The sequence below is a fragment of the Longinema margulisiae genome, assembly GCF_025266855.1.
Taxonomy (GTDB): domain Bacteria; phylum Spirochaetota; class Brevinematia; order Brevinematales; family Thermospiraceae; genus Thermospira.
In genome coordinates this window covers 1,889,294-1,914,707 of record NZ_CP053071.1, presented here as the reverse complement: position 1 = coordinate 1,914,707, position 25,414 = coordinate 1,889,294, and the positions used below count along the sequence as shown (strand labels likewise).

Genomic DNA, 25,414 nt, shown 5'->3' with positions numbered 1-25,414 from the left:
CTTACTCTTCTCTGAAAAATAGCGGGGGGACAACAAAGAAAAACAACACAGCCCAGAGAGTATTGTAGAGCCACTCCCCAAACCATGTGAGAAAATAGCCACTACTCCCCAACCACTGTCCTTTTATTATAAAGGAAAAGAGGAAAAAAATCAAGTACTTCAGTGCGGTAATCCAGAACACGAAAAAGAGAAACCCTCGAAAGGTATCCACAAAAAATTTCTTCTGATAGACCCCTACAAACCAGGCCACAAACGTATACAAAAAGGCATGAAAACCAAACCACCCTCCGGTGAGGGTATCGACAAGAAGCCCTACCACAAACCCCACCATTTCGGCCGTGAATCTATCCTGGAAGATAGCAAAGAGCGCAAAAACAACGAGCAAGAGATCTGGCAAAACCTGATATATCTGAAACACATGGCTGCACTGAAGCGAAATCACAACAAAAAGAAACACCCCAAACCATACCCACCGAAGCCACGGCCTATTCACGCTTTCCTCCCTCTTCTATCAGTGACCATTTCAGGACAAAAAGAGATTGTGCCTGCATGGGATGAAAAAAGGGCTTCACATACAACCGCTTGAAAAACTCCTGTCTCAGAGAAGTGGTGATCCCTGCCACCACCCCTATCCCAAATCCAGCAGGAAAAATATCACTTTCAGTGGTAGTACTCACCACATCGCCCACCTCTACAAGAGCTTCCGTCGGAACATACGACATGACACAATACTGATGCCATCCACCCTGACCACTTACAACCCCCAAGGCTCCATTGGGAAGCATTCCTCCCATGGAAAAGTTTTCCGAATAAAGGAGTTCAACCACAGAAGTGAAGATATTGACCTCCACCACCTTGCCAATCACAAAAAAACCATGCTCTTTCGTATACCCAATAACCGCATGATTTCGCCTCACCCCATCTCGCATTCCACGATCAATCAACACCCGGGATGAGGTAATATCAAGGCTCTTGTTAATAATCCGGGTATAAAGCGCCTCATACTGAATACGCTTTTTGACATCCACAATCTGCCGTAGTTCCTCGTTCTCCTTCTCGAGCTGGGAAAGAAGCAAAAGCTTTGTTTGCAGTTCCTGAATCTGGTTCTCTGCCTCCGTGAGAGCCTTCTGGGTTTCCCCAAGAGCCACCACCCTCTGCGTCGTCTCCCCCACCAAACGGATACTGCTTGACCATACCCACTGAAATGGATAAAGCAAAAAGAGAAAAACTGAACGAACGGTTATTTGAGGCAATTTCACATCCCAGACCATCAAGGCTGTCGAAATACCACAGAGTAGAAGCATGGTCAAAAGAGTCCGCCGACGGGTAAACGTCAAAACTGGCATGAAAAGCCCTCACCTACAGATTGAACTGGGTCTCATACTTTTTGATATTCTCAAGAAACTTTCCCGCTCCAAGAACATCGCACACCAACGGATCATCGGCAAGAAACACTGGCACTCCGGTATTCTTGGCAATAAACTTGGGAAGTCCCCGAAGAAGTGATCCTCCTCCTGCCATAACAATACCTCGCTCAAGAATATCCGAAGCAAGCTCAGGAGGCGTCTGATCAAGGGTCTGACGAACAGCCTCCAGAATCTTGTTCACCATATCCTGAAGGGCTTCACGAACCTCCACGCTATCAATCTTGAGAATACGTGGAAGACCGCTCACCGCATCACGTCCCTTGATCTCCATGGATTCCACGTTCTTGAGGGGATAGGCACTCCCTATCTTGATTTTGATATCTTCAGCGGTTTTTTCTCCCACGATGAGGTTGTGGTATTTCTTGAGATGGGCCATGATGGCTTCATCAAACTTGTCTCCTCCCACGCGAATAGAGTTGCTGACCACAATACCCCCAAGAGACAACACCGCAATCTCGGTGGTACCACCACCAATATCAATCACCATGTGTCCGGCTGGTTCCTCGATAGGAATATTGGCTCCCAGAGCCGCAGCACGAGGAGCCTCCACAAGGTGAACCTTGGCGGCCCCGGCCTGAAGAGCAGATTCTCTCACCGCTCGACGTTCGACCTCAGTCACACCAGAAGGCACACTGATCACCACGCGCGGATGGACCAATTTTCTGGTTACCTGGGCCTTGTTGATAAAGTATTTGAGCATCTTTCCCACGACATCAAAGTCTGCGATAACCCCCTCTCGCATAGGCCGAATGACAATAATATCTCCCGGGGTTTTTCCCAGCATATTTTTGGCTTCATTTCCCACGGCACGAACCTGACCTGTCCCTGTTTGAACAGCAACCACAGAGGGTTCATTGATAACCACCCCCTTGCCTTTCACATATATCAGGGTATTGGCTGTTCCAAGGTCAATCGCTATATCATTCACAAAGGCATCTGCCACAGCTTTGAAGATATTCATGGCCATACTTCCTCCATGTCCTACTTCCTTTTTTGATAGGTTATTGTAAGGAAAAGGGAAAAAATATGCAATTATTTTGAGACCCTTGCACGGGTCTTTTCTTCCCCTGTTTGGGTCAGGGGCTACGCCCCTGAAACCCCGCTTTTTCTGTTTACAAGGGCTTATTTGTCTTTTTCATTCAAAAAAATAGGTTTATTTATTACTTCAAGAAAGATTTTTATACTATTTTTTGCTTTTTTATTACTTTTTTGAGACCTTCGCACATTCGTGCAAAGGTCTTATTTTGGGTTTTTTCTCATCCCTATCACGACCATCACCACGATGGCTATCAACACCCCATAAACCACCACCATAAGCCCCACCCCCCAGAGAGCATAGTAACGGGGAAGCTTTTCTTTTTGCTGCTTCACCTCTTCTTCTGCCTGCTGAATAATCTCCGGGGGAATCAAAGCGTAAGCTATGGTTATACCTACAGGAATGAGAAGAAGATCATCAAGATGCCCAAGAACAGGAATAAAATCAGGAATAAGATCAATGGGACTCAGCGCCATAGCCAAGGTAAGCCCAATCACCACTTTTGCGTACCAGGGACACTCAGGATGTTTGAGAGCCTTTGCCAAGACCTGTATTTTCTCCACAAAAGAAGATTTCATCTCTCTCCCTTGCAAAAAATTCTCTTCTTCTCTATACTTGTTAAGGAGGTTCGTATGCCACATGTGATTATTAAACTCTATCCCGGCCGCACAGAAGAGCAAAAACGTGCCATGGCCAATGCGGTAAGCGAGGCTATTGTCCAGTCTATTGGAGCCGACCCAAAGACCATTTCCGTGGCCATCGAAGAAGTTCCCCCCTCAGAATGGAAGGAAAAGGTCTATGATCCCGAGATAGCCCCACAGTTAGACGCCCTCTGGATCAAACCTGGCTACACCATGTAGGGTTTATACCTCATTTGGCACGTCAATAAACACGTGGGGAAGTCCCCATTTTTTTTCTATATAACGCGCTAAAGCCTGTACCCCAAAGGTTTCCGTATAATAGTGACCAGCATTGACAAAGGTAATTCCCATCTCAAGAGCCTCATGAAGGGTTTGTTCCTTGGTTTCCCCGCAGAGAAAGGTATCAATCTCCCCTTCAAAAGCCTTCAAAAAAGAGGCTGCTCCCCCCGTCATAATACCCACCCGCTGAACCTCTTCGTTTTGCCTATACACCTGAAGCCGTGAATGAGGAAAAAGACTCTGAAGCCTTTTTTCAAACGTCTCCCACAAGACCGGCTTTTCATAAGACGTGATATACCCCACATCCACACGACGTTCTATACTCAGTCCAAGATTTTTCGCTATCACGGCACTATTCCCATACTCTGGATGGGCGTCAAGAGGAAGATGATACCCCATCACCGTAAGGTTATGTTCAAGGGCATATGCCACCCTCTGTCTCAGAAACCCCTTGAGCCTGAAAAAATCCTTGCCAAAAAAACCATGATGCACAAGCACCATATCAGCCCCTTGAGCCACCGCTTCCCGCAGAAAAGCCATATTGAGAGAAACCCCTACCGCAAGAAGGGATGGTTCTTTTTTCCCTTCGATTTGAATGCCATTATAACAAAAATCCTGAAACATATGTACCTGAAGAAGTTCAGCAAGGTCTCTCTCTATCTCATAAATGGTCACCTACTCCCTCCTGCTCATACAACACCATGTTATCACAGTGAATAACAGTATTCACCTTGTTTTTGCCCAAGATACCCACGATTTCTTCTGTTCTTTTTCCAGCAATGGACATGAGTTCCTCTCTATCATAATTCACTATCCCAAGTCCTATCTCCTGTCCATGAGCATCCACGATGGCCACCGTATCCCCTTCTTTAAAACTACCCTCCACACCGGTAACCCCGGCCGCCAAAAGACTCTTATGGGCAAGAAGGGCTCGTTTCGCTCCATTGTCTACATAAATCTTCCCTTTGATCCGTTTGGCTGAGATCCAGCGCTTTCGACGACTGATAGCCCGAGCCGAGGGGAGAAAGATAGTCCCCGTTGAAAGGTTAGAGAAGACATCCTCAAGCACCCTCTCCCTGAAACCATTGGCAATCACGGCCGGGATCCCGGCTGTCGTGGTAATACGAGCCGCCTGAAGCTTGGTGATCATCCCTCCACGAGTGAAGCTCTCCTCTGGTTTTTGTGCATATCCCATCACAGAGGAAAGGTTTGTCACCACACGCACAAGGGTCTGTTCTGGCGTCCCATAATGAGCATAGAGACCGTCAATATCGGTAAGCATAATATAGAGATCGGCATCCATCATCACACTGACATACGCCCCCAACCTGTCGTTATCCCCGAACTGAATCTCCTCCGTGGCTACAGAATCGTTCTCATTGATGATAGGGACAATCCCCATCTCAAGCATGGTGGTAAGGGTATTTCTCGCATTGAGATAGGTCTTTCGATTGTCAAAGATATAATGCGTGAGAAGAACCTGCCCCACCCAGAGGTTATGAAAGCGAAACTTCTCAGAAAGAAAATTCATCAGAAGACTTTGCCCAACCCCGGCGAGTGCCTGTTTCTGAGAGAGGGTGAACTCCTGTTTGCCCAGCCCCATCGCATAACGAGCCATCCCAATAGCCCCACTGGCTACCACAATACACTCCACTCCCGCCTGGCGGAGACGAACGATCTCACCCACAAGACGGGTGATATTCTCCTCATTGATTCTCGTCGTATCGGTGATCTGTTTCGTCCCCAACTTGATCACCACTCTCTTAATCTCAAGACTCTGATTATCTGGAAGGGAGATTCTCATCGGCCAACTCCCGCTTTTCTTCTTGTTGATAGGTCTCAAAAAGGGCTATCTTGAGTTCTCGCAGGCCTTCACCTGTGAGAGCCGAGATAAGATAACAGGGGGCATACTGAGAAAAGAAGTGCATCAGTTCCGCTGGATCATCAAAAAAGAGGTCTTTCTTGTTGAGGGCAATGAGAAAAGGCCGTTGATACAGCTTTTCCGAATAAGCCCTGAGTTCCTCTCGAAGAATAGCAAAATGTTTTTTCGGATCATCCGCGATATCAAGGACAAACAGAAGCACCTTGGTTCTCTCAATATGCTTGAGAAACTCAATCCCTAAGCCCTTCCCTTTGTGGGCCCCTTCAATAAGCCCGGGAATATCCGCAATAAGCACACTGGTATAGGCATCGTCAATGGTCATCACGCCCACATTCGGTTCAAGGGTAGTAAAGGGATAATTCGCGATCTTGGGACGAGCATTGGTGAGACGAGAGATGAGGGTGGATTTCCCCGCGTTGGGAAATCCCACAAGCCCGATGTGAGCGATCATCTTGAGTTCAAGGCGAAGGTGTTTGCTTTCTCCCGGTTTGCCTGCTTCTGCATAGAAAGGGGTTTGATTGGTGGAACTCTTGAAGTGCACATTTCCCCTTCCTCCCCGGCCCCCCTTTGCTATGATCGTACGACTACCCGCTTCCGTGAGATCAGCAAGAAGTTCCCCTGTTTCGGCATCCCAGACCACGGTCCCCGGCGGCACTTCAATAATCGTGTCCTTTCCATTTCTTCCGTGCATCTGCTTACGCATACCATTTTCGCCGTTTTCAGCACGAAATTTCTGTCTATTGTGAATATGAGAAAGTGTCCGGAGATGGGGATTCACCACAAAAACAATATCTCCTCCATCCCCTCCATCACCCCCATCTGGCCCTCCATGGGGAATATATTTCTCCCGACGAAAACTCTTTGAACCGTCTCCTCCCTTACCGGCCGTGACCCAGATCTCCACCTCATCCTTGAAAAGCATCATTCCTCCCTGTACTTCCAAACCCCCCTTCTCCTCTTCGGGTTAGAGAAAGTTCCTCCACTACAGTAAACTGAGCCTGAACCACAGGGGCTATCACTAACTGGGCAATCCTATCCCCCGGATGAATCGTATGAGGCTCCCTCGAAAGATTCACAAGAAGGACCATCACCTCACCCCGATAGTCTGCGTCAATCGTTCCCGGAGCATTGGGAATAGAAAGCCCCATCTTGCCAAGTCCACTACGGGGGCGAACCTGGCCCTCATAACCAGCGGGAATCTCTATCGCAATCCCCGTGGGGACACTCACCACCTCCCCGGGCTGAATAACCACAGGGTTCTCTATACAGGCCACTAAATCAGCCCCAGCGGCATGCTCGGTTTTGTACAAAGGAAGAGAAGCCTTTTCTCTCAGTTTTTTCACCTTTACGATCATATCAATCCTCAATCACAAACTCACGATTATCAATGAGACGGGTTGAGCCAATAAACACCGCGAGCGCTAACAGCACATGCCCCTGAAGATGAGAAACATCCTCAAGAGTCAAGGCATCCACAAAGGAAACATAGTCAATACGCGCCTCGGGGACCTCTGTCGTAATGAAGGTCTTGAGTTTCTCGGTGAGAACTAACGCCTCCCTTTCCCCCTTCTGTATCAGTTCCTCAGCTAACTGAAGCGTACGAAAAAGAACAAGTGCCTTCTCACGTTCAGCAGGGGTAAGGTAACGGTTTCGCGAACTCATCGCAAGACCATCGGCTTCCCGAACAATAGGCATAGGGGTAATACGAACAGGCATATTGAGATCTTTCACCATCCGCTCAATAATCCGATACTGCTGGTAGTCTTTCTTGCCAAAATAGGCCTCGTGAGGCATCACAATATGAAAAAGTTTTGCCACCACTGTTGTCACCCCACGAAAATGCCCGGGACGGGAAAGACCACACAAATGCTCAGGAAGTTTTTCGACAATGACATAGGTCTCAAAACCCTCTGGATAAAGCTCCTCCACAGAAGGATAAAAAAGCACATCCACGCCCTCTCGCTCAAGAAGAACCTTATCCTGCTCAAAGGTACGGGGATAACGGCTATAGTCCTCTTTCGGTCCAAACTGCAAGGGGTTCACAAAGATACTCACCACCACTCTGTCATGGTGTTTTCTTGCCTCTCGCACTAACGAAAGGTGCCCCTCATGAAGGGCCCCCATCGTGGGAACAAACCCAATGGACAACCCTTCCCTCCACCACCGGGAGGCAAGCGATTGCATCTGAGTAACCTTTTCTATCACCTGCATTTACTTCCCCTTTTTAGCCTGATACTCAAGTGCCGCCTTGATAAAGGAGACAAAGAGGGGGTGAGGGGCAAGAGGTGAAGATTGAAATTCCGGGTGAAATTGGGTTCCTATAAACCAGGGATGATCAGAGAGTTCCACTGTCTCCACAAGATCGTTTTCAGCCCGCCCGGAAATCACAAGCCCCTTGCTCTGCAAAAGCTCTGTGTACTCAGGATTTACCTCGTAGCGATGGCGATGACGTTCAATGATGACATTCTGGTTGTAGATCGTCTGAATACGGGTCTTCGGGGCAAGAAGACACTTACTTCCCCCCTTGCGCATGGTACCACCCATGTACTTCACACCCTTGAGGTTATCAAGAAGATCTATCACCGGTTGACTTGTGGCCGGCGCAAACTCTGTTGAATGAGCCTCGGTAAGCCCGCATTCATTTCTCGCAAACTCTATGACCATGCACTGCATACCTAAACAAATCCCAAACGTAGGAATCTTGTTGGTACGCCCATAATAAATCGCCTTGATCTTTCCCTCAATCCCGCGGTTACCAAACCCCCCAGGAATAAGAATAGCATCTATCGACGGAGGAATAATGCCGGCAAACCCGATTTCCTTCAGGATTTTGGCCACCCGTTTGCGATCATCCTCCTTGATATCCGGGGAGAGAAGATAGGTATTCTTGGTTACTTCCTTCTCGTAAACAGAACGAAGGAAGGCCTGGTCCCTCTCATCGGTGATTTTTGGAAGAATCTGATTGTTGAAATACTCAGCAGAAACCCGATAGAGAAGTCCCTTCTCTGCATCATAGTTCTCTGCCTCATAGTCTTCCGCATCTATTTTGATGATTTTGACCTGGCAATCATGGGGAAGCCCTCCATGCTTCAGAGCGGCGTCCACAGATTTGTAGGTATCTTCAAGGGTGACATATTTGCCCACCATGGCTATGTTCACTGTTTTCTTGGCATACTTGAAGGTGTGGACAATCCTTTCCCATGCGGAAAGGTTTGGCTTGCGATAGGGAAGCCCCAGTTTTTCAAGAATAATCCGATCCGCCCCCTGCTGGTGGAAGAGAAGGGGAACCTCATAAATGGTCGAAGAGACATTCACGGCTGAAAAGATACAGCTCTCGTCAATATTACAGAAAAGGGCAATCTTGCTCTTGAGACTCTCTGGCAAAAAGACATCAGCCCGGCAAAAAAGAAAATCAGGCTGAATCCCCATGGACATCAGTTCTTTCACAGAATGCTGTGTAGGCTTGGTTTTGAGTTCCCCGGAACCAGCGATCATAGGGACAAGGGTGAGATGCAAAAACTTCACATGATTGCGTCCTTCTTCAATGGCAAACTGACGAATGGCTTCCAGAAAAGGAAGTCCTTCAATATCCCCAACGGTTCCTCCCAATTCGACAATCACAATATCAGAGTTTTTGCCTTCATCACAGAGACGAATGCGACGTTTGATCTCATCAGTAATATGGGGAATAACCTGAACCGTCTTGCCAAGATATTCTCCCCGTCGCTCGGCATCAATTACATGTTTGTACACTTGTCCCGTGGTCACACTGTTGGCCTGCGTGGTCTCTATCTGGAGAAATCGTTCATAGTTTCCTAAGTCAAGATCTGTCTCTGCTCCATCGATGGTAACAAAAACCTCTCCATGTTGAAAGGGGCTCATGGTGCCTGCATCGACATTGAGATAGGGATCAATCTTCATCATGTTCACCTTGTAGCCGGCCGCCTTGAGAAGGGCTCCAATAGAGGCTGCCGTGATACCCTTTCCCAGCGATGAACAAACTCCCCCTGTGACAAAAATATACTTCTTATGTTCCATACGATACTCCTCTGTCTCTTGCCGTATATTATACGACAGGGAGGAAAAAAGTGCAATTTTGTCGGATGGGCTATTTCCTTGTTTCAGCAAAAATACTCTCTTTTCGCTGAAATATGGTTATAGCCAAACCAATCCCTAACCTCAGACTGAAACAAGGTAATAGCAAAAGGTCAGCCCTACTCCACAAAAAAGAGACCCTTGCACGGATGTTTTCTTTCCCTGTCTGGGTCAGGGGCTCCCCGCCCCTTTTGAAATCCCCGCCCCCGCCCCTGCACCGGCTCCAGAAGAGCCCTGTCCTCGTCGCATGCTACGCATGCGCCTCGGACGGAAGACAGGCCGCTTTTGCGGGTAGTGAGAAATCCCACTCCCCAGGGAAAGTCCTTCCTCGCGGGGCGACCTCAACTTGTCCTCCTGACTTCGGAAGAAGCGCTTCCGCGCGGGACAAAAGGGGCTTTCGCCCCTTTTGAAATCCCCGCCCCGCCCCTGCGGCGGTCTCTGTAACATTCCGTCCACCCTCTTGCCTTGCTGGCTGGAAGAAAAGCCTGTAGCCCCGCTCTCTTCCGTAGCCGACCGGGGACAGCCCTCCCTGTCTGACCCCGGTCTTCCTCGCCACCTCCTGTGGCTCGGATACTGGCAGGAGAATGCGGCTTTCTCCCACCAGCCCGCAGGGCACGTGGCCCCCACAGGGGCTTCCATGACGGCGCACCGCAGGCAGGGGCGGGCCCTGGCGACGAGTCAGCAAGAAGGGGGCTTTCTGAGACCGCAGGGCGCCCGGCTATTACCCTGTCTCAGCCAAAGGCAACGGTTAAACGTTTAACCTCTCTCTATCCACCCCCTCATGGCTATCGCTATCACCCTGTTTCAGCTAACCACCCCGCCGGTTAAACGTTTAACCCTTCTCTATACAAACTCCACATGTCTTTTGCTCTTACCATGTCTCAGCAAACCCACCTTCTGGTTAAACGTTTAACCTCCCTCCATACAAACCCAAACAATGACGACCACCTTCTTTCAGGGAGAAAAGCCTACCCCGGCTATTACCATGTTTCAGCAAACGAGCCCCCTTTGCTGAAATAAGGTCATAGCAACATCTCCCGGCACCCTTCTCCCAGAGAAAAGGGCTGGTCCTATTCCTGTGTCGAGACCTTTACACATTCGTGCAAAGGTCTCATAATATAATGAAATAAACTTAGCGAGGTATAGATATGAAGGGAAAGCTTGGGGAATATGAGATAGAACTTGTGGATGATGAGATAGTTCCAGGAGGGGGGATAAGCCTTTTTTATCATCTTTTGCGGCAAGAAACAAAGTTAGCCGAAAGACTCAAACGCAAGAAGCATGAACAGTTTTCAGACATGGATATTGTGGTGGGGATGACGTTTTTGCTTGCTATGGCAAAACCACACTTTTGTGAAATTGAAACTTTACGAGGAAGTGAATTTTTTAGTTCATTTTTTGAACGAAAAGAACCACCTTCTGAAGAGATCCTCAGGCAGCGTTTAGATGAGAAAGACGATGCCTTCAGAAAGGTTATTTTAGAAGAGAATAACCACTTAATTGCGAAGAAAGGAAGGATAAGTTTCTACGTTGAAGAGGGACCTTCTTCTCAGAAAAGAATGTTTGTTCCTCTCGACATTGACACCTCTCCATTTGACAACTCGGAAACGAAGAAAGAAGGGGTAAGTCGAACTTACACAGGGGTTTACGGATATTCTCCTATCTTTGCCTATCTTGGAGAGAAAGAAGGTTTTTGTATTCATGCTGAGCTTCGGAAAGGATCTGCCCATATGCTTTGTGATGGGGGAAAGTTTATACGAGAATCCATCCAGAAGGCAAAGCAAATCCTTGAGCAAAAACAGAAAAAAGAGGTAAAGATTTTGGTGCGCATGGATAGTGCTGCAGACAGTGAAGAGATTATTCGTTTGTGTCAGGAGGAGGGGGTGGATTTTATCATCAAGAAAAATCCTCGTCAGGAAGACCTCTTCACCTATGTCGAAATGGCAAGAAATTCCCAAACAGCTATATGTAAAAAACCAAGGGATGGGAAAACCGTGTACAGGGACAGGATTTCTGTCAGAGATGGTTTGTATCTTGTGTATGAAGTTGTGTTGAGAGAAGCTGACCCTGATGGGAAGGTTCTTCTTTTTCCTGAGGTGGAATTTTCTGGGTACTGGACTTCAATACCGAATGTAGAGGAAGTAATAAAACTCTATCGTGGGCATGCTACCAGTGAGCAATTTCATTCGGAATTCAAGACGGACATGGGCCTTGAGCGATTTCCAAGCGGAAAGTTTGAAACGAATCACACGGTGCTTGTGTTAGCCATTTTGACGTTCAATATCTTGAAACTGATAGGGCTTTCTTCTTTTGGGCATTATCCTCCTGAAAGTCGAGGTTTGTATCGACTGAGAATTCGCACTATTATTCAGGATCTGATATATCTGGCTATAAGGTTTGTGAAAAAGGGTGAAAAAAAGATAGTTCAGCTTTCCCGCAAGTGGACTTTTTCTCTCATCTTCTGGGAAACGGTTGTTTCACCTACCTGAGGAGTGTTTTTTGCCTTTTGTCAGAATACTTGTTTATCCCTGTTTTTTGGGGGAAGGGGGCATATTGTCTTTTGCCCTCTCCAAAGGCATTATTTTGAACTTTTAGGAGACCCTTGCACGGATGTTTTCTTTCCCTGTCTGGGTCAGGGGCTACGCCCCTCTTCCCCGATTTTTCTGTTTACAAGGGCCGGTTTGTCTTTTTTATTCAAAAAAATTGGTTTATTTATTACAGCATGGAATATTTTGATACTAATTTTTGTTTCTTTATTACTTTTTTGAGACCTTCGCACATTCGTGCAAAGGTCTCATAGCTATAGCCCCACGCCCTCTCCCAATAAAAAAGGGCAGAGATTTCCTCTGCCCTTTTCTCTTTTTCTCAAGGTGCTTTCTTGTAAACTACCATACCGTAGGGCGGCACAGAAACTGTGATATTTCCATCAGAAACACTGATGTTTCCTGTAAGCGTCCCCGAAGAATGATAGATATTAGTGAGCATCTGTCCATTAGCCGCGTATGTCGAAACAGGAATACTCACCCCGGAAAGGGTACTTCCCGAACTATTGAGAATAACAAACACATCCTCGGCTGGCTGATCATTCATATGACGAACAAAGGCAAAAACACCGGCGCTATTACTATCTTTTAAGACAAAGGCTTCTCCTCGACGAAGGGCAATATGTTCCTTGCGAAGCTGGCTGAGTGTCCGTATAAGAGCATAGGTTGTATTTCCCGTGGAATTGGTACTCACCAAATTCTTCCTCCCCGTATCCGCTGTCCCACTCACTGCCCACTCGGTGTTATAATAGATACAGGGAATACCCCACGCGGTAAGAAGATACGAAAGAGCGGCATGAAGCTTATTCGTATTTCCACTTGCCTCTGTCATGAAACGATTTACGTCATGGTTATCAATAAAATTCACCGCTAAGTTTTGAGCACTATCCTGAGCCCCATCATTGATAGGAGTAGAACGAAGATATTGCCTTCTCTCGTTTATTTCAAGCGAAAGATTGGACGTAGCCTGTCCATAGGCAAACACATCCCGACAGGCATAATAAAACTGAAAATTCAGTACCGAATCTAAGCGATTATTCTGCACATACTTGGCTGTCCCACTATGTGAGCCAATATAGGCCTCCCCAAACTGGATGAAGTTTTTGTTGGTGAGAGTGAGAACATGCTTCCGAATAGACGGAGAAAAATAATCCCAGAAATCCTCATTGACATGCTTCACCGTATCGATGCGATAACCATCTACATTCACCCAGGTAATCCAGTTTTTATATACCTCGATCAGGGCGCCTCGTACCGTAGAATCCTCTGTTTTGAGGTCATCAAGCCCGCAAAAATCCCCCTGAGCCGTTTCTGGATAGGTATCCCAGTTGGCAATTTCTCCATAGTTATGAAAACTCGAAAGGCTATTGAATGGGGCCGTAGAAGGTTTTACTCGATTGCCAGTCGTGACCCAGGACTGTCCAGCAAACTCATCCTCCACCCATACCCTCGTATAACCACTACTATTGTAGGGGGGAGTCCAGACCTGACTTCCACCGATTTTGTACAGCAAAATATTTCCCATATGATTCACCACAATATCCTGGATAACGAAAACCCCATAGTTATGCATCGTGGCCACAAAATTGCTATATTCAGTAATGGTAGAAGCAAAATGGGGATCAATCTTGGTGAAATCCTGAGCCCAATATCCATGATACCCGGCATTTCCCCCATCCTCCCAGACATTCATCACAATCGGTGTAATCCAGATAGCCGTTGCCCCTAAATTGGTGATGTAATCCACCGTATCCTGAATCCCCTTGAGATCCCCTCCATGCCACTGGTTATCCCCTGAACCTACCGCTACGGTTCCATTATTGGCTGGATTTCCATCAATAAACCTGTCCACCATGATGAAATAGATAATCTGATCCCGCCAATCAGGCCCTGCTCCAGGACGTGCCTCCCCATCCTGAATAGGAACCTCGGTTGGAGTTGGAGCACTTTCGCCTTGAAAAGCACACCCTGTAAACATCACCAATGTCCATACCATCACACCAACGAATCTGTAAGAAAATCTCATCTCTCCTCCCAAAAAGAAAAGCGCTTCTCAACAAAAGCGCTTTTTATTAATATACGCAAAAAAATACCAAAAAGTGAAATTTCACCTCAAGAACTTTTATATACCGAGAAAACAAACATCTTCCCACAAAAAAAGGAGAGTTTTGTTTTTTCTCCTTATGCTTATCGGTAATTCTTTTGTTTAGGAGTTTCGTATGGAATTCTCATTCTGGACAAAGGTAGTGTTCGCCTGTGTCCCCTTTGTGCTTCTTTTCGCAGGTATTCTCGGTACCAAACTCAAAACGTATGTGGTGACTCTCTTTGTTCTCTTCGTCACCACTGTTTTAGCCATAATAGGATGGCAAGCTTCGTGGTCTCTCATCGGCTTTTCCTATCTGGAAGGGACTATCATAGCCATTCTCCCTATTCTGTGGGTGATTCTCATGGCTGTTTTCACCTATGAAGTAGGTGTTCGAACACAATCGATGGAAAAAATCCAGAATTTTCTTGAGAAAATCTCCCCCGAAAAGGCCATTCAGGCCATACTGATTGCCTTTGGATTTGGGGGATTTTTGGAGAGTGTGGCTGGATTTGGAACAGCCGTAGCTATTCCAACGGCCATGCTTGTGAGTATAGGGTTTCAACCAATCAAAGCCATCGTGATTTCGTTAGTCGCGAATTCGGTCCCTGTGGCTTTTGGTGCTCTTGGTATCCCTGTGATTGTTCTTTCCAGGATTACAGATCTTCCTCTTTCAGGACTCACCCCGGCTATAGCCTGGCAACTCTTTCCCTTTTCGTTTCTCATTCCGGTCGTTATTGCCATTCTGAGTAGCGATGAAAAAAAACTCCCCTTTCACGTATGGGGAGAAGCCCTTCTCTTTGGGGCTGTCTTTACCCTCATCCAGACGACGGTGGCTCTTTTTGTAGGACCAGAACTGGTAGCGGTCCTTGCTTCCCTTGGGGTACTTATAACAGGGGTTCTTCTCCGATGGAAGGAAGTCAAAAAAGAACTTCCCTCCTTAGCCAAACCAATGGCTCCTTATGGCTTTCTTCTTGTCCTTGTGCTTCTCACAAGATTGGTCCCTCTGCCGCAAATTCGCTCTTTTCCCTTTGTGATTTCGTGGAGTAGCGAAGGCCATTCCATCACCATCGAGTGGCTCACCACACCCGGAACCCTTCTTTTGATTGCCACTCTTTTTGGGGGAATAATCCAGGGAGTCTCAGGGAAAAAGCTATGGGAAGCCTTTCTCTCTTCTCTTGTGAAACTCAAATCCAGTATGCTGACTATTCTCTCTATCGTTATTATGGCCAAGGTAATGGGAAATACCCCCATGGTAAGTGATCTCTCCAAGGCTTTGGCTGTCCTCTCTGGTCCCCTTTTCCCCTTTGTCTCACCTCTTTTGGGGGCTCTTGGCACCTTTGTCACGGGAAGCGACACCAGTTCAAACATCCTCTTTGGAAAACTCCAGAGAGATACCGCCAAAAGTTTGTCTCTCGATCCCACGTGGTTAGCCGCTGCCAACACCTCCGGGGCAACCGCCGGCAAAATGATCTCTCCTCAAAGTATTTCCGTCGCCACATCAGCGACCGGACTTCAGGGTTCGGAGGGAAAGATTCTTTCTCGTTCTCTCTGGTTCTGTCTCGGCTATGTGGGACTATTGGGGGGTCTGGTAAGTGTGGTGGCTTTCCTCTGAGGTATTCTCCCCCGCTTCAGAGAGAACCCTCTGGAGAGAGAGATACACCTCTGTCCAGAGGGTATCTTCATTTTTGAGACCATCAAGACAAGAGGAAAGTACCACCATCATATCCAGTCCCTCGGAAGAAAGACCAGACGAGAGGGGAATACCATCCCTCTCCCATTCTGGTTTTGCCACACATCCCATGGCCGCACAAAAATCAGCAAGTGTCTTGATTTCGTTAATAGCATGCCTTTCTAAAACCTCTCGTATGGCTTTCTCAAAAAAGTGAATCACCTTGTCTCGTTGAGTAAAGATCCCTCTGGTTATCGTTACCCAATTTCCGAGATCCCTCTCACAAACCTGCAAATACACCTTCCCCTCGGTCTCTTTTTCTCTCAAAGAAGGGAAGTCCCTTCCAAAAGCAAGCATCAAAAAAAGAAGTCTCTCCGGCCCCCATGGTCCCTCCCACAAAAAACGGGGCACTCGATAAAAAGCCCTTGCGGCGGCTGAGAGAATATCAAGGTCTTTTGGCTTTTTCAAAAAGAAAACCGACCCAAAATTCTCTGAAAAAACAAAAGGCGGTGTATGCCTTGAAAGAACCTCTCGAAGACGTTCTTTCTCTTTTTCATTCAAACCATACTCCTGACAAAAGAGTTCACAGGCTTCGTCGTCTTTTGCCTGAAGAGGAAATTTTGACACCTTCACCCTTGGAAGAAAATCAGTAATAGTGGGAAAAAAGGCAAGAAATCGAAACACCTTACGACAAAAAAAATAATCCCAAGCAGAACCTATAGAGGAACGAACCATGGTATCCAGCGAGGGATCCCTTATCACAGGAGGAAAAAATCTATCAAGAATCCGATCACGCAAACTTTCAAAAGGAGAAACAAGAATATCCCAAAGAGATGTTCCAAAACGAGAAGAGATAAAGCTATTCAAAAGATAGACCCACGGAGAGGCCCCTATGACCCCTATGATGATATAGGAATACCACTGCAAAAATGGAGAGAGATCTTCCCATTCTTTCCCCGAAGCGAGAACACAGCCACTGATACCTACAACTACAAAAATCCCCACGATTTCAAAGAGAATCAAAAAAACTTTGATGTTATCAAAGAAAGAACTTATGGCTATTTCTATTTTTTCGCGTTTTGTTTGCCTTTTCTCTGAATAAGAAGCCGACACCAATTGACAAAAATCTTTCTCTGACAAATGCCCCCACCATCCCCTTCGGTTTCTTTGCCTGTCTTCCCAATCAGCCATGGTATCGTATTCTTCTCGTGGTCTTTTGGGACGGCGTTGAAGAGATGACAAGGTAGGATAATTTGACATCATTTTCCTCTCCTCTGTGATAGTATACCCCATCAGAAAAATTTTTGCAAAAAGAGAGGAAAATCATCGGGATGATTTCGTCGGATGGGTCATTGAGGAAAAAATGGTTTTGAAGGAGACGAAGACCATTGGCTATTTCCTTGTTTCAGCAAAACGCAAAAAACGAGAAAAAGAGACTGGAATTTGGCCCCTCGGCTATCACCATATTTCAGCAAGAACCTCCCTGAACCTCCCTTTTAGCTGAAACAAGGAAATAGCACACTATCTCACCAAAAAAAGAGTCCCAGAAACCCAAAAGCCATTATTGTCGCAGGAATTTCCATCACATGAATCTTTTTTCCCTTTACCATATCTACCCCCAAAAGAATCACCGGGGCTAACGAAGAAAGCGTGGTAGCCACCCCTACAGGGGCATACGTCATCCCTGTCAAAAAGAGAGAAACCCCCACAAACGGTCCAAAAAAACTCCCCCCTACTGTGGCCGCAATAGCCTTTTTATCCTGAAAAGATTTCACCCATTCCCCAAGCTGTCCTGATAACCAAAGAAGAAGGAAAAATCCCACAACTCCCCCAATAACCCGAAACCAGGTCGCTTCAAAAACAAACTGAGTATGAGGAAGAACTGGTTTCGCTAAAAGTGCTCCTCCAGCCTGTCCCAACATACCCCCTATCGCCGCCAAAACCCCTAAAAGCGTTTCTTTTTTCTTTTCATCCACCTGATTTTCATCCTCTTTCTGATGAAAAAAGAGCACCATGGCAATCGAAAAAATGGTGCCTCCCATAGCCACCCACTGTCTGATGGTCAAGCTTTCTCCAAAAAGAAACAGTGCCGCCACCGCACTCACAAAAGGATTCGCAAGCATAATGAGAAGACTCAACCGACTCCCAATAACCACAAATGACCAGAAAAGAAGAATATCCCCCAAGAAAAATCCCACAAACCCCGATAAGAGAAGAAATCCAACATCAAAAAGCCCCACATCGCGCAAAAAAGACCGGTGAAACACCAGATTTACCACAAGAAGGAGAAGAAAAGCCCAGAGAAGTCTCCAGAGATTAACAAACCGACTCCCAATCCGTCGAGAACCAAACTCAAAAAAAAGTGCACTCCCCGCCCATCCTACCGAAGCAAGAAGGGAGGCCACTTCTCCCACATACCTCATATCTCCCGTTCACCAAAGACAAGCGCCTCAAAAGAAAAAACCTTTGCCCCATTTTCCCAGCAATACGGTTCCATACCCGCCTTGCGACAAGTCTGATTGAGAAATTCCTCCCTTCCCCAGCCATACTCCGTCGCCACTTGGGGAAGAAGAAGACCACGATGGTATCCCCTTTGCATCACCAGCCCATGCCTCCCCACCTCAATCTGTCGCACATCATGTACTTCCTCCAATGGCGTCAGAATGGATATCTCTATCTCTATAAAGGGAAACTCTTCCCGCTGAAGGGGATGAAACCGTGGATCGTGAAAGGCCGCCTCACAGGCCATTTCCTTCACTGCTTCCCGAATAGGCTTTACTCCCTCCACATATCCAATACACCCACGCAGATTTCCTTCCTTTGTCAGGGTAACAAAAAGACCACATTTTTCTGAAAAAACCTTATGAGAAAGATCTGGATAGTCCCCTGAAATTTTGCCAAACAGCCTCTCTTCAATGGCAAGCCTTGCTGTCCGAAGAAGCGCTTTCTTCTGTTCTGTTGTTAACTCAAGTTGCATACACCCCTCCTATCGGATTTTCAAAAAGGCCAGAGAAGCCAAAGCACACAAAGCCGCTAATATCCAGAAACGAATCACCACCTGTGTTTCCTTCCAGCCCTTTTTCTCAAAATGGTGATGGATAGGCGCCATCAAAAAGATTCGCTTACCCGTCCCTTGGGTATGTTTTGTCCATTTGAAATACGAGCGTTGAAGAAGAACAGACACCGTCTCAAGTACAAACATCCCTCCAGCAATCACAAGAAGCACCTCCTGCTTGAGAAAAATCGCTATCAGGGCAATAGTTCCTCCCATAGGAAGCGAACCCGTATCACCCATGAAGACTTCGGCCGGATGCACATTATACCATAGAAAGGCGGTATATCCCCCTATGAGAGCCGCAATCACCACCGCAAGTTCCCCCGCCCCGGGAAGATAAGGAAACTTCAAATACTGAGCCGCAATGGCATTTCCAATCACATAGGCAAAAATCCCAAAGGGAATATACAAAATAATTCCCATCCCCGAAGCCAGACCATCCAGCCCATCAGAAAGATTGGTCGCATTGGAAAAGGCCACCATCGTAAACACATAAAAAGCTATCCCAAGCCACAAAGGCCAGACAAAAACAGGCTTATCATAAATAGGTACGTAAAAGAGAAGCACCTGGGAAGGATCAGGATTGAGCACCACAAGAACCGCCAAAAGAAGCGATACCCCTACCTGCATGAAAAACTTTGTTCCCTCAGTAATCCCCTTTGAGTTTCTGAAACGCACCTTGAGATAGTCATCCAAAAAACCAATGAGACCAAAGAGGACAATAGCCAGCGCCGTTACCCAGACATAATACACCGGCATACCCCAGAGCAAAAGAGACACCAGCACCGCCACCATCACAAAAATCCCCCCCATCGTCGGTGTCCCTGCTTTCACAAGATGCGTTTGGGGCCCATCATCCCGAATAGCCTGTTTCACCCCAATTTGACTGAACCGACGAATAAAAAAGGGAGCAATGATCACCCCCAAAAGAAAAGCCGTAAAAAAAGCCATGAGTGACCTGAAGGTAATATACTTCAAGAGATTAAACCCAAAAAACCACTCCCTCAACGGATAGAGAAGATAGTAAAGCATATATCCTCACTCTTTTCAAAAAATGATGGTATATGATAACGACCCGCCCCAAAAAAGTCAATTTCACCCCTTCTTGACGCTTTCCAGAAAGGATGTTTTCCTTATCATGGCACTCCCCAAGACATAAAGCTATTACCCTGTTTCAGCAAAAACCCCCTGTTTAGCTGAAACAAAGAAATAGCGCCGGTGGGACAAAACTTTCCCTCTCATTACCCCACAACCATCTCATTCCCTACCGCAAAAAAAGCCCATAGATCACCACATTCAAAACCGTTAACGGTAACCCTATCCTCAGAAACTCCCAGAAAGAAACCGTCTCCTTTGCCCGCTTTTCTGCATTCTGGAGAATAATCACATTACTTGCCGCCCCGAGAATAGTGAGATTGCCGGCAATGGTACTCCCAGCCGCCAAAATCATGAACTCCTTCACCCCCCCACCTGCGGAAAGAAGCATGGGAAGATACAAAGCCACCAAAGGCACATTGGACAGGATTTGACTTCCGAGAACACTCACTACCCCAATCGCTTCCCACGAAGTAGGAGAAAAGGGCAGATGGGTGAGCCACTCCTGAAAATACCCCGTATTCCACACACTCCGCATGAGAATAAACATCGACGCAAAGAAAAGAAGCGTATGCCAGTCAAGACGTTTCAAAAGAGAAACCCGTTTTTTCCCAAAAAGAAGCGGCGGAAGAGAAGCCAGTGTGGTTATGGCTAAAAGAGGCACATCGGGCCCATGAGGAACCAGAGAAAGAAGAATCTTGACCAAAACCCCTCCCAACAAAATCCAGAGAGAAATCCGGGAAAGCCCCGCCATCTGATGATCGTGAATCGGTTCCTGAGAATGCGTCAGCACCTCCTCACGACGAAACTCCCTCCAGTAAAACAAACGAAGCAAAAGATACGCTATCAGGAGGTTAACAATTGTAGGAAGAGCCAAAAAACGAACAAAAGTCACTAAAGAAAAGGCTATTTTTCCCTCACTCGCTATCAGAAAATTCTGCGGATTACCCAACGGACTCATCACACTTCCAATAGTCACAGCAAAGGCAAGCGTCAAAAGAAGAAAAGACGGTCTGAGATGATGCTTCTTGGCCAAGTGAAGAACAACCGGTGTCCCTACAATAGCCAGAGTATCATTCATCAAAAAAGCAGAACCTATTCCCATCACAAAAAGAATAGTGAGCACAAGTCCATCCGTCGTTTTGGTTCTCTTAAAAACCTCGTATGTCAGATGAGACAAATACCCACTCTCCTCCATCGCCGCCCCAACAAGAAACATCGTGGTAAGAAAAAACATCACCTCCCAGTTAATTGCCTGTAAAGCTTCAACAGGTGAGATTTGTCCTGTGAGAAGAACAAAAAGTGCCCCTAAACCCATAATTTGCCAGAGATCAAACCGAAAATTCCCAAGCCTTCGCACCATCATCATCACAAAAACAAAGCCTAAAGCAACAAAAGAAATCATCTCTCCTCCAGCCCCTACATACTCTTTCGATACCCTTGCACGGGTGTTTTCTTGCCCTGTTTGGGTCAGGGGCTACGCCCCTGAAACCCCGTTTTTTCTGTTTACAAAGGTTTATTTGTCTTTTTTATCCAAAAAAATAGGATTGTTTATTATGGAAAGGGATATTTTTATACCACTTTTATTTTTTTATTACTTTCTTGAGACCTTTGCACATTCGTGCAAAGGTCTCCTTTCGGATAACAAAAGGCTGTTTCAGGCAGTTACCTGAAACAGCCACTTTTTCTCCGCTTATGTTCTCTCACTACCTGCTTTCTCTCTTATACTTCTTCACCTATGACACGCGCGTACTCTCGGAGAATCTCTTTCTCCCTAAAAGACGGATTTTTGGGAATTTTGACTATCACCTCAAAATAGAGATCCCCTCTCTCCCCTGTTCTTATATCAGGAAGACCTTCATGACGAAGCCGAATCATATGGCCTGATTGAACACCAGCCGGAATGGAGATCCTTTTCTTTCCATTCAGGGTATCAACCTCCACCACCCCACCAAAGACAGCCCTTGGGAAACTGATATACACCTTCCCGTACAAATCGGCCCCTTCTCGCCGGAAATCTGTGGTATTACGCACATGAATCACCACATAGAGATCACCACGAGGACCACCATTTCGTCCTATATCTCCCTCGCCTGCCACACGAAGTTTCATTCCATCGTCAATACCAGCCGGTACACGAACAGAAATCACACTCTCCCTTTCAACCGTCCCCTCTCCACGGCAACTTGGACAGGGATCTGAGATCACCCTTCCTGTTCCATGACACTGAGGACAGGTCGTCGAGATAGAGAAAAATCCCTGAGCAACCCGCACAGCCCCTGTCCCGCCACAGGTTGGACAGGTGGTGGACTGGTTTCCGCTACGACTTCCCGTTCCATGGCAGACATCACAGGCCTCTTTACGCCTTACCTTAATTTTGAGGGTCTTCTCTTCAAGAATATCCCGGATATCCAGGGTCAAATCCGCGCGAATATCCCCTCCACGATTGGCTCCACTTCGGCGCGAACGTCGTCCGCTTCCACCAAAAAATGAGGCAAAGATATCCTCAAAACCGCTTCCCCCAAAGATATCCTCAAAATCAAAACCACCAGCCCCACCAAAGCCCCCTTGCTGACCAAAAGCCGCTGAGCCATACTGATCATACAAGCGACGTTTTTCTGGATCAGAGAGAACCTCATAGGCCTCAGTAATCTCTTTAAACTTCTCCTCGGCCTCTTTGTTGCCTGGATTTCTATCCGGATGATACTGCATCGCTAATTTACGATAGGCTTTTTTGATTTCCTCTTGTGAAGCATTCCGAGCTACACCCAAAATCTGATAATAATCCTTTTCTGCCATACTTCATCACCTCATTTGTTGAGATAAGGATAAAAACAGAAGATGCCTTTCGCATCTTCAAAAGAGAACAAAGAAATAAAGCCCACAGGGGGCAAAAGCCCCCTGCGAGTCTCTTTACTTGTCATCAACAATCTCTGCATCCACCACCTTTTCGTCACCACCATCATTCTTCCCCCCAGAAGAGCCGGTACTCCCCTGAGCACCCTGAGATTTGTAAATCATCTCTCCAATCTTCTGAGATTTCTTCTGGAGGTTTTCCATCGCTGACTTGATACGAGCCTCATCATCGGTCTTGATGGCTTCTTTCACCTCCTTGATGGCTTCCTCTACCTGAGCCTTTTCGGAAGCAGGCACCTTGTCGCCATTCTCACTCAAGAAAGTCTCAAGGCTGTACACCAAGGAATCAGCCTGGTTCTTGAGTTCAATGAGTTCACGTGCTTTTCTATCCTGCTCTGCATATTTCTGAGCCTCTTCCTGCATGCGTTTGATCTCTTCTTCCGTCAAACCACTGGAAGCCTCAATGCGAATCTTTTGCTCTCTCTGAGTACCAAGGTCCTTTGCTGTCACATGCAAGATACCGTTCGCATCAATATCAAAGGTAACCTCAATCTGAGGCACTCCACGACGAGCAGGAGGAATACCATCAAGGGTAAACATACCAAGGGTACGGTTATCACGAGCCATAGGACGTTCACCCTGAAGCACGTGGATGGTCACAGCCGTCTGATTATCCTCAGCCGTGGAGAAGATCTGAGACTTCTTGGTAGGGATAGTCGTATTGCGTGGAATAAGCACCGTAAATACCCCACCCAATGTCTCAATACCAAGGGAAAGTGGCGTTACATCCAGGAGGAGAAGATCGTTCATTTCTCCCGTGAGAACTCCTCCCTGAATAGCCGCACCAATAGCCACCACCTCATCGGGATTGACCCCCTTGGATGGTTCTTTACCGAAGATGTTTTTCACCGTCTGCACAATGAGAGGCATACGGGTCATACCACCCACAAGAATCACCTCATCAATCTGCTCCTTGGTAATACCTGCATCCTTCATCACCTGAAGACAAGGTTCAATTGACCGATCCACAAAGGGTTTGGCAATCTTCTCCAGCTGGGCCCGTGTAATATTCATCTGAAGATGCTTCGGCCCACTGGCATCTGCGGTGATATAGGGAAGGTTTACCTGAGTTTCCAGTTTTGAAGAAAGCTCTATCTTGGCCTTTTCAGCCGCATCCTTCAAGCGCTGAACAGCCATGGGGTCCTTGTAGAGATCCACGCCCGTTTCCTTCTTGAACTCCTGGATCATATAATCCATGAGGGCATGGTCAATATCATCTCCCCCAAGGTGAGTATCTCCATTGGTTGCCTTTACCTCAAAGACACCATCCCCAATCTCAAGGATGGAAATATCAAAGGTACCACCACCAAAATCATACACCGCAATGATACCTTCTTTCTTCTTGTCAAGACCGTAAGCCAAAGCAGCCGCTGTCGGTTCGTTGATAATACGCTCCACGGTGAGACCGGCAATGGTCCCTGCATCTTTGGTGGCCTGACGCTGAGAGTCATTGAAGTAGGCAGGAACGGTAATCACAGCCCGTTCAACCTTCTCACCAAGATAGTCTTCTGCAGCCTGTTTGAGTTTCATCAGCACACGGGCTGAAATTTCCTGAGGGCTGAATTCTCCTGCCCTGGTCACAAAACGCACATCATCATGAGGCCCTGGTTTCACCTTGTAAGGCACCATCTTGATTTCACCCTGAGCCTCTTCATAGCGTCGACCGATGAACCGCTTGGCCGAATAAATCGTGTTCTCATGGTTGGTTATCATCTGGTTTTTTGCCGGCTGACCAACCAATACCTCTCCCTTTTCGGTAAAGGCAACAATCGATGGGGTTGTTCTTGCCCCCTCCTGGTTGGGTATCACCACCGGTTGACCGTTCTCAATCACAGCTACCACAGAGTTGGTCGTACCAAGGTCAATACCAATAACTTTTCCTTTTCCTGGCATATATTACTCCTTGTCCTGTTTTTTTTCTTCGGATTGTCTATTGTCTGTCGTCTCAGACTCACGCACCACCTTCTTGGCTACCTTGACCTTGCTGGGTCGAAGTACCTCACTCCCTAACATATACCCTCTTTCCAGTTCCTGGATCACCGTCATGGGAAAAGGCACATCCTCTCGTTCTTCCATCAGAAGAGCCTCATGACGGCTATAATCAAACTCCTGTCCTACACACTCAATAGGTTTCACTCCAGCATCCTCTATCACCTTGGTAAACTCAGCCAAAATAATGGAGAGCCCCTGCTGGAGATTTTCTTTTGTCGTACTTTCAACGGTTGCTATTGCTCTCGAGAGATTGTCATACACAGGCAAAATATGTTGAAGAAGCTTTTTGTTTGCCTGGAGCCGCAAATCCTCCATTTCCTTGAGAATGCGTTTCTTGTAGTTATCAAACTCTGCCACCTTTCGTTTGTAGGCATCCTCAAGGGACATCTTCTCTTCTTTGAGTTTTCCAATTTCCTGCTGTAATTGTTCCACCATCTTCTCCTGATCGTGTTTTTCTTTTTTTGTCTTTTTGTTGTGCTTCTCCTGATCCGAAGAAGCGGTGGAGGTTTCCTCTGGCTGAGAAGACTCTTGTTTGATATCTTCCTCTCGCTTCAATTCATCAGCCATAACGCCTCCTTTTCTTCACTTTTGTCATAAATATACTGAAAAAAAAGCCTTAGAGGCAAATTTTTGATTACGTTTCCAACAGGAGACCTGAAAGAGAGAGAAAAGGATAAAGAAGTTACCCCTGGCTCAAA

The 25,414-nt window shown here is 46.7% G+C and carries 23 protein-coding genes; 4 read left to right on the top strand and 19 right to left on the bottom strand.

Annotated features, from left to right (window positions below):
- Position 1: 1 nt before the first annotated feature.
- The 4 genes from mreD to BREVNS_RS08530 all read right to left on the bottom strand — a co-directional run bounded on the left by mreD (position 2) and on the right by BREVNS_RS08530 (position 3,041).
- Positions 2-493: a rod shape-determining protein MreD gene (mreD, locus tag BREVNS_RS08545; protein ID WP_483426596.1), complete on the bottom strand. Its 492-nt coding sequence runs from the start codon at positions 491-493 to the stop codon at positions 2-4.
- Positions 486-1,346 carry a rod shape-determining protein MreC gene (gene mreC / locus BREVNS_RS08540; protein WP_483426595.1) on the bottom strand — a complete coding sequence of 287 codons (861 nt, stop codon included), beginning with the start codon at positions 1,344-1,346 and terminating at the stop codon, positions 486-488. Before mreC ends, mreD begins: the two co-directional genes overlap by 8 nt.
- 13 nt (positions 1,347-1,359) lie before the next feature.
- On the bottom strand, positions 1,360-2,388 hold the full coding sequence (locus tag BREVNS_RS08535) for a rod shape-determining protein (protein ID WP_483428047.1): 1,029 nt from the start codon (positions 2,386-2,388) through the stop codon (positions 1,360-1,362).
- A gap of 278 nt (positions 2,389-2,666) precedes the next feature.
- Positions 2,667-3,041, bottom strand: a complete 375-nt coding sequence (locus BREVNS_RS08530; RefSeq protein ID WP_483426594.1) for a YkvA family protein — start codon at positions 3,039-3,041, stop codon at positions 2,667-2,669.
- 54 nt (positions 3,042-3,095) lie between these two features.
- Here BREVNS_RS08530 and BREVNS_RS08525 point away from each other — a divergent pair, with 54 nt between their 5' ends.
- Entirely contained in the window at positions 3,096-3,323 is a 228-nt protein-coding gene (locus BREVNS_RS08525; RefSeq protein WP_483426593.1) for a tautomerase family protein, read from the top strand.
- A 3-nt stretch (positions 3,324-3,326) separates the two neighbouring features.
- Here BREVNS_RS08525 and BREVNS_RS08520 read toward each other — a convergent pair whose 3' ends face one another.
- Genes BREVNS_RS08520 through BREVNS_RS08495 form a run of 6 tightly spaced genes read right to left on the bottom strand, consistent with a single transcriptional unit; the run spans position 3,327 to position 9,303 of the window.
- A complete protein-coding gene (locus BREVNS_RS08520; RefSeq protein WP_483426592.1) occupies positions 3,327-4,058 on the bottom strand; it encodes a Nif3-like dinuclear metal center hexameric protein in 732 nt (243 codons plus the stop codon).
- Positions 4,045-5,187 carry a glutamate 5-kinase gene (gene proB, locus BREVNS_RS08515; RefSeq protein WP_483426591.1) on the bottom strand — a complete coding sequence of 381 codons (1,143 nt, stop codon included), beginning with the start codon at positions 5,185-5,187 and terminating at the stop codon, positions 4,045-4,047. The genes BREVNS_RS08520 and proB overlap by 14 nt, the downstream gene beginning before the upstream one ends.
- The gene (obgE, locus tag BREVNS_RS08510; RefSeq protein WP_483426590.1) at positions 5,165-6,187 is read right to left on the bottom strand and encodes a GTPase ObgE; all 1,023 of its coding nucleotides are present in this window, start codon (positions 6,185-6,187) and stop codon (positions 5,165-5,167) included. The genes proB and obgE overlap by 23 nt, the downstream gene beginning before the upstream one ends.
- Entirely contained in the window at positions 6,171-6,620 is a 450-nt protein-coding gene (gene dut / locus BREVNS_RS08505; protein WP_483426589.1) for a dUTP diphosphatase, read from the bottom strand. The genes obgE and dut overlap by 17 nt, the downstream gene beginning before the upstream one ends.
- 1 nt (position 6,621) lies before the next feature.
- Positions 6,622-7,476 carry a pantoate--beta-alanine ligase gene (panC, locus tag BREVNS_RS08500; protein WP_483426588.1) on the bottom strand — a complete coding sequence of 285 codons (855 nt, stop codon included), beginning with the start codon at positions 7,474-7,476 and terminating at the stop codon, positions 6,622-6,624.
- Positions 7,477-9,303, bottom strand: coding sequence for a CTP synthase (locus tag BREVNS_RS08495; RefSeq protein ID WP_483426587.1), 1,827 nt, complete (start codon positions 9,301-9,303; stop codon positions 7,477-7,479).
- A gap of 618 nt (positions 9,304-9,921) precedes the next feature.
- On the opposite strand from BREVNS_RS08495, the gene BREVNS_RS08490 reads away from it, so the two are divergent.
- Entirely contained in the window at positions 9,922-10,188 is a 267-nt protein-coding gene (locus BREVNS_RS08490; RefSeq protein ID WP_483426586.1) for a hypothetical protein, read from the top strand.
- A 320-nt stretch (positions 10,189-10,508) separates the two neighbouring features.
- Entirely contained in the window at positions 10,509-11,849 is a 1,341-nt protein-coding gene (locus BREVNS_RS08485) for an IS1380 family transposase (RefSeq protein ID WP_483426585.1), read from the top strand.
- 376 nt (positions 11,850-12,225) lie between these two features.
- Here the strand turns inward: BREVNS_RS08485 and BREVNS_RS08480 are convergent, their stop codons facing one another.
- Positions 12,226-13,929 (bottom strand): alpha-amylase family glycosyl hydrolase, encoded by a 1,704-nt coding sequence (locus BREVNS_RS08480; RefSeq protein ID WP_483426584.1) that lies wholly within the window; start codon positions 13,927-13,929, stop codon positions 12,226-12,228.
- A 193-nt stretch (positions 13,930-14,122) separates the two neighbouring features.
- Here BREVNS_RS08480 and BREVNS_RS08475 point away from each other — a divergent pair, with 193 nt between their 5' ends.
- Positions 14,123-15,601, top strand: a complete 1,479-nt coding sequence (locus tag BREVNS_RS08475) for an L-lactate permease (RefSeq protein ID WP_483426583.1) — start codon at positions 14,123-14,125, stop codon at positions 15,599-15,601.
- Here BREVNS_RS08475 and BREVNS_RS08470 read toward each other — a convergent pair.
- The 8 genes from BREVNS_RS08470 to BREVNS_RS08435 all read right to left on the bottom strand — a co-directional run bounded on the left by BREVNS_RS08470 (position 15,563) and on the right by BREVNS_RS08435 (position 25,283).
- The gene (locus tag BREVNS_RS08470) at positions 15,563-16,921 is read right to left on the bottom strand and encodes a hypothetical protein (RefSeq protein WP_483426582.1); all 1,359 of its coding nucleotides are present in this window, start codon (positions 16,919-16,921) and stop codon (positions 15,563-15,565) included. The two genes, BREVNS_RS08475 and BREVNS_RS08470, sit on opposite strands and share 39 nt — an antisense overlap.
- Before the next feature lie 263 nt (positions 16,922-17,184).
- Positions 17,185-18,081, bottom strand: coding sequence for an EamA family transporter (locus BREVNS_RS08465; RefSeq protein ID WP_483426581.1), 897 nt, complete (start codon positions 18,079-18,081; stop codon positions 17,185-17,187).
- Positions 18,078-18,635 carry an AmmeMemoRadiSam system protein A gene (gene amrA, locus BREVNS_RS08460; RefSeq protein WP_483426580.1) on the bottom strand — a complete coding sequence of 186 codons (558 nt, stop codon included), beginning with the start codon at positions 18,633-18,635 and terminating at the stop codon, positions 18,078-18,080. Before amrA ends, BREVNS_RS08465 begins: the two co-directional genes overlap by 4 nt.
- Positions 18,636-18,644: 9 nt before the next feature.
- Positions 18,645-19,745 carry a phospho-N-acetylmuramoyl-pentapeptide-transferase gene (gene mraY / locus BREVNS_RS08455; RefSeq protein ID WP_483426579.1) on the bottom strand — a complete coding sequence of 367 codons (1,101 nt, stop codon included), beginning with the start codon at positions 19,743-19,745 and terminating at the stop codon, positions 18,645-18,647.
- A gap of 232 nt (positions 19,746-19,977) precedes the next feature.
- Positions 19,978-21,213 carry an anion transporter gene (locus tag BREVNS_RS08450; RefSeq protein ID WP_483426578.1) on the bottom strand — a complete coding sequence of 412 codons (1,236 nt, stop codon included), beginning with the start codon at positions 21,211-21,213 and terminating at the stop codon, positions 19,978-19,980.
- 317 nt (positions 21,214-21,530) lie between these two features.
- Positions 21,531-22,607 (bottom strand): molecular chaperone DnaJ, encoded by a 1,077-nt coding sequence (gene dnaJ / locus BREVNS_RS08445; RefSeq protein WP_483426577.1) that lies wholly within the window; start codon positions 22,605-22,607, stop codon positions 21,531-21,533.
- A 114-nt stretch (positions 22,608-22,721) separates the two neighbouring features.
- Positions 22,722-24,617, bottom strand: a complete 1,896-nt coding sequence (dnaK, locus tag BREVNS_RS08440; protein WP_483426576.1) for a molecular chaperone DnaK — start codon at positions 24,615-24,617, stop codon at positions 22,722-22,724.
- 3 nt (positions 24,618-24,620) lie between these two features.
- Positions 24,621-25,283 carry a nucleotide exchange factor GrpE gene (locus BREVNS_RS08435; protein WP_483426575.1) on the bottom strand — a complete coding sequence of 221 codons (663 nt, stop codon included), beginning with the start codon at positions 25,281-25,283 and terminating at the stop codon, positions 24,621-24,623.
- Positions 25,284-25,414: the final 131 nt, after the last annotated feature.